At 41.6% G+C, this 3,884-nt stretch carries 3 protein-coding genes; 2 read left to right on the forward strand and 1 reads right to left on the reverse strand.

Annotated features, from left to right (window positions below; all coding sequences use genetic code 11):
• On the forward strand, positions 1-214 hold a 214-nt coding region (locus tag Q0X89_RS13500; RefSeq protein ID WP_297695043.1), incomplete at its 5' end, for a hypothetical protein.
• Positions 215-241: 27 nt separating this feature from the next.
• Positions 242-583, forward strand: a complete 342-nt coding sequence (locus tag Q0X89_RS13505) for an L-rhamnose mutarotase (RefSeq protein WP_297695045.1) — start codon at positions 242-244, stop codon at positions 581-583.
• On the opposite strand, the gene Q0X89_RS13510 is transcribed toward Q0X89_RS13505, so the two are convergent.
• Complete coding sequence (locus Q0X89_RS13510; protein WP_297695047.1) at positions 580-3,774, reverse strand: PVC-type heme-binding CxxCH protein; 3,195 nt, start codon at positions 3,772-3,774, stop codon at positions 580-582. The two genes, Q0X89_RS13505 and Q0X89_RS13510, sit on opposite strands and share 4 nt — an antisense overlap.
• Between the last annotated feature and the right edge of the window lie 110 nt (positions 3,775-3,884).

Genomic DNA, 3,884 nt, shown 5'->3' on the forward strand with positions numbered 1-3,884 from the left:
GATTCCTGAAATATTACCTAATATGCCTTCATTCTCCACACTGCAAAATGAAGACATAGCTGCCATTTCTACCTATATTAGAAATAGCTGGGGAAATTCTGCCGAGGCCATTTCAAATGGCACAGTTGGAAAAATAAGGTTTCGGACTCAAGGTAAGATAACACCCTGGTCTTCTGCTGAATTAGATAGCTTTATTTTTGATTCTGACCTTTAAAAATCATTATTAAGAAAAAACAAAATCATGAAAAGACATTGTCTCGCATTAGATCTTAAAAATGACGATACACTAATAGCCAAATATGAGGAGTATCATACCAATGTATGGCCCGAAGTATTGGATAGCCTCAAAAACTCTGGTATTAATCACATGGAAATCTATCGTGTTGGAAACCGTTTATTTATGCTTATTGAAGTAGAAGACCATTTTTCTTTTGATAGAAAAGCAAAACTTGATGCCCATAATGAAAAAGTACAGGAATGGGAGGTTTTAATGTGGAATTATCAGCAGGCCTTACCTTTCGCCAAACCTGGTGAAAAGTGGCTTCCAATGGACAAAATATTTGAATTTGGTGCAGGTGCTTAGTTAATTGGATGTTCCTTTAAAAGCTCTTCCGCAGTATAAAAGCCTTCTTTATCCTCAATATTATTCCTTACTTCCCTTACTTTTTTAGGTAAGACAGCAGAGGCCTTATTTCCGAAAGCATTCCTTACAAACGTTAATACAGCTGCCACTTCTTCATCGTCCAGCATACCACCAAATGGAGTCATAGGAACCTGGCCGGGATATGTTTTTCCCTTAACATCAATAGGTCCCATAAGCCCTTTGAGTGTTAGCTTAATTAGGCGGTCCTCACTACCTGTAACCCATTTTACCCCAGCCAGTGGTGGAAATTGGGAGGCACTTAAACCTCTTCCATCCGGCTGATGACAGGTTATACAATAGCCCTCTCTTTTATATATTTCTTCGCCTTTAATAAACAATGCGAGTTCTTTTCCCTTAAGTTCGGTTTTTATACCTTTTGTTTCCGGGTCCTGCCCCAAATTATGACCATTAATGTGTGCTATTGCAGCCTCATAAGGTAACTTCATCCAATCATCCAGTGGTTTCTGACCTGCAGCCTCAAGTACAGCAATTGCGGATTCCTTTTCTAACCACGATCCGGCAACAAAGGCTTCAAGTCGCACTCGGGGATTATCATCTTTGGCAGCTATTTTCAATAGGTTTGCCTGGTCCGGGATCTGATGACCAGCATACCTCAAAACTCGTACTGCGGCAGCTCTTGCTCTGTAATCCTCAGCATTTAAGAGTTGCCTTAAAAGATCATCATCAATTTGGTTCAATCCCCAACTTACCCATAAGGCTTCCAGAACATGGTGTTCATATTTGCTATCATTTTTATCAAGGTCACTCACCCAGTCTTTAATTTTAGCAAGTACTTCAGAAGAATCCCTGGCACGTAATTCCCTTCTTGTCCTGTACCGCGTCCGGTATTCAGGAAGTTTTAAATTATCGAATAACTCATCAATACTTGCATTAACGATCTTCGCCGGCTTAACGAGAGGCCTGGATGGATAAGTAATCCGATATATTCTGCCATGAACATGATCACGCAAAGGATCACGGGCATTGTGTTGCATATGACCCACCAATACATTATGCCAATCTACCAAATAAAGCGACCCATCGGGAGCAAACTCCATATCCACCGGACGAAAATTAGTGTCATCAGATGTCACTAAATCCATTCTGTGTTCACTTAGGTATCCGGCAGATTCAGGATCATCAACCATAGTATGTTGTTTGGTCCCCAGGAATCCGATAGTGTTGTTGATGATCAAATCGCCCTGGACTTCATCCGGAAAATGTCGACTGGAAATAAATTCCAAACCAGAGGTAGGACGAACCCGGTGTTCCTCCTGTATAAGATTTTTGGGTAATGGGGAGGCCTGTCCATATCTTGGCTTAATAGATCCGGGCATCATCCAGGTAACATCTGGTCCAGATGTATGAGCAAAGAAATTCTGGCCCCATTCATCAAAAGCTATTCCCCAGGGGTTTGGAATAGGAAGTTGAGCGGTACGCTCCAAATGATGCCTTTGTGGGCTGTAACGATAAAATCCTCCATTGGTAGCCCTTACCGGGCCATATGCGGTCTCCACATTAGTATGTAAAAACACACCTTCTCCCATGTAAAGCGCCCCGGAAGGGTCTGCCGAAAAGGCGCTAATAGCATGATGCGTATCATGGTCGTCAAATCCACTCAGTATTATTTCTTTTGTATCGGCCTTATCATCACCATTAGTATCCGTGAGTAAGATGAGATTTGTTCCCTGAGACACGTATACACCTTCAGGTGCAAATTCAAAACCAATAGTCAGGTGAAGCCCATCAGCAAATGTAGTTTGCTTATCGGCCAGGCCATCATTGTCAGTATCTTCCAAAATGAGCAACTTATCGTTTGGTTTACTGTCGCCCGGTTTGTAATGGGGATAGCTGGGCATTACACCTACCCAAAGTCTGCCCTTGTTGTCAAAGGACAGCTGTACAGGATTGGCTAGGTCCGGGAATTCCTTTTCAGAGGCAAACAATTCTATTTTATAACCCTTGGCTACATCGATCTTGTCCAACGCATCTTTTCCATACAGATAACCTGCTTCAACATCGCCTTGACCCGGATCATAATTGGTTTTTACAGGAGGAAGTTTAAGAGTTTTGGCATCTGCCGCTGCTAAATCTATCTTAGAACCTCTTAATGCAGCCCAAATTGCAGTATCCCGAATGGCCGTCATCTGTCGTATTTTTTCTATTTCAAAAGGATAGTTGTCGGGGCCAAAAGGATTGAAACGCCTGCCGTTTGCATGCACTCCATTTGGTATTTTAAAATCGTTATGCCAAAACCAGTTTTTATCAATGACGGCCTCCTGAACCATGGTACGATTCTCTTCTGATTTTCTCTTCTCATTTCCAAATATCCGGTCTGCCAAAAACTTTGATAGCTTTTGATAGCCAAAATCGTTTAGTTGAAATCCATCTGCGGTTAAATCCTTTATTTCAGAAGTAAACCATTTGCCGGAGGCTTCAAATGCATCTACAAATAGTATACTATCTGTTGCAGCTACTTCTCTCATGGCCTGAGTATACATAGCCAGGTTTTTATTCTCTTCTACGCCATTTGGCAGGTCTAATTTGGCGGTCAGGTCCTCAAAAGCAATAGGAGAAACCAAAGCTAATTGTGGGCTTGTTTCACCATTGTACTTCTGATCTAAAGTATGCTGAATAAAAGCGTGCAATTCAGCTTTATAATTCTCCAGACCTTCTTTACCCTGAAAGGATTCGTTATAACCAAAAAATGCGATTATAATATCTGCTCTCAGTCTGCTCAGCCATTCATCTTCCGTTTCATAATGCCCAATACTTCCCGATGGTTCCCCCAGTTCGGTCTGAAACTTCTCTGCTCCCGGAAAAGCCCATGGAGAATTTCTGGAAGAGTGTGGTCTGAAGCCCGGCGTATTGCCCCCATCGCACATATTTCTAATCGTAAGGAGACTATCCGGGTAACGCAACTGCAATTCTGTTTCAAAATGACCAAAATTCATCATCCGGGAACCCAGGTTATTGCCAATAAGAACAATATTAGTCCCCTTTTTGAGCTCCAGGATATTGCTTTTTTTGCCACATGAATTCAGTGCCAGAACAAAAAATGCGCAAAAAAATAATTTTGAAATTTTCATTTTTCTCTTTGTACTTATAACATTTCCGGCTACCAGGTTCATTAGCTCTTTAATTAAAACTCCACATGGATCCCCTCTTTTTCAGAACGTTCGCAAGCTTCAATAATTCGTTGACAGCTTATAGCATCTTCCAACGTTGAAAGTGGCTCCTC

The sequence above is a fragment of the uncultured Eudoraea sp. genome (assembly GCF_947258525.1).
GTDB lineage: Bacteria > Bacteroidota > Bacteroidia > Flavobacteriales > Flavobacteriaceae > Eudoraea.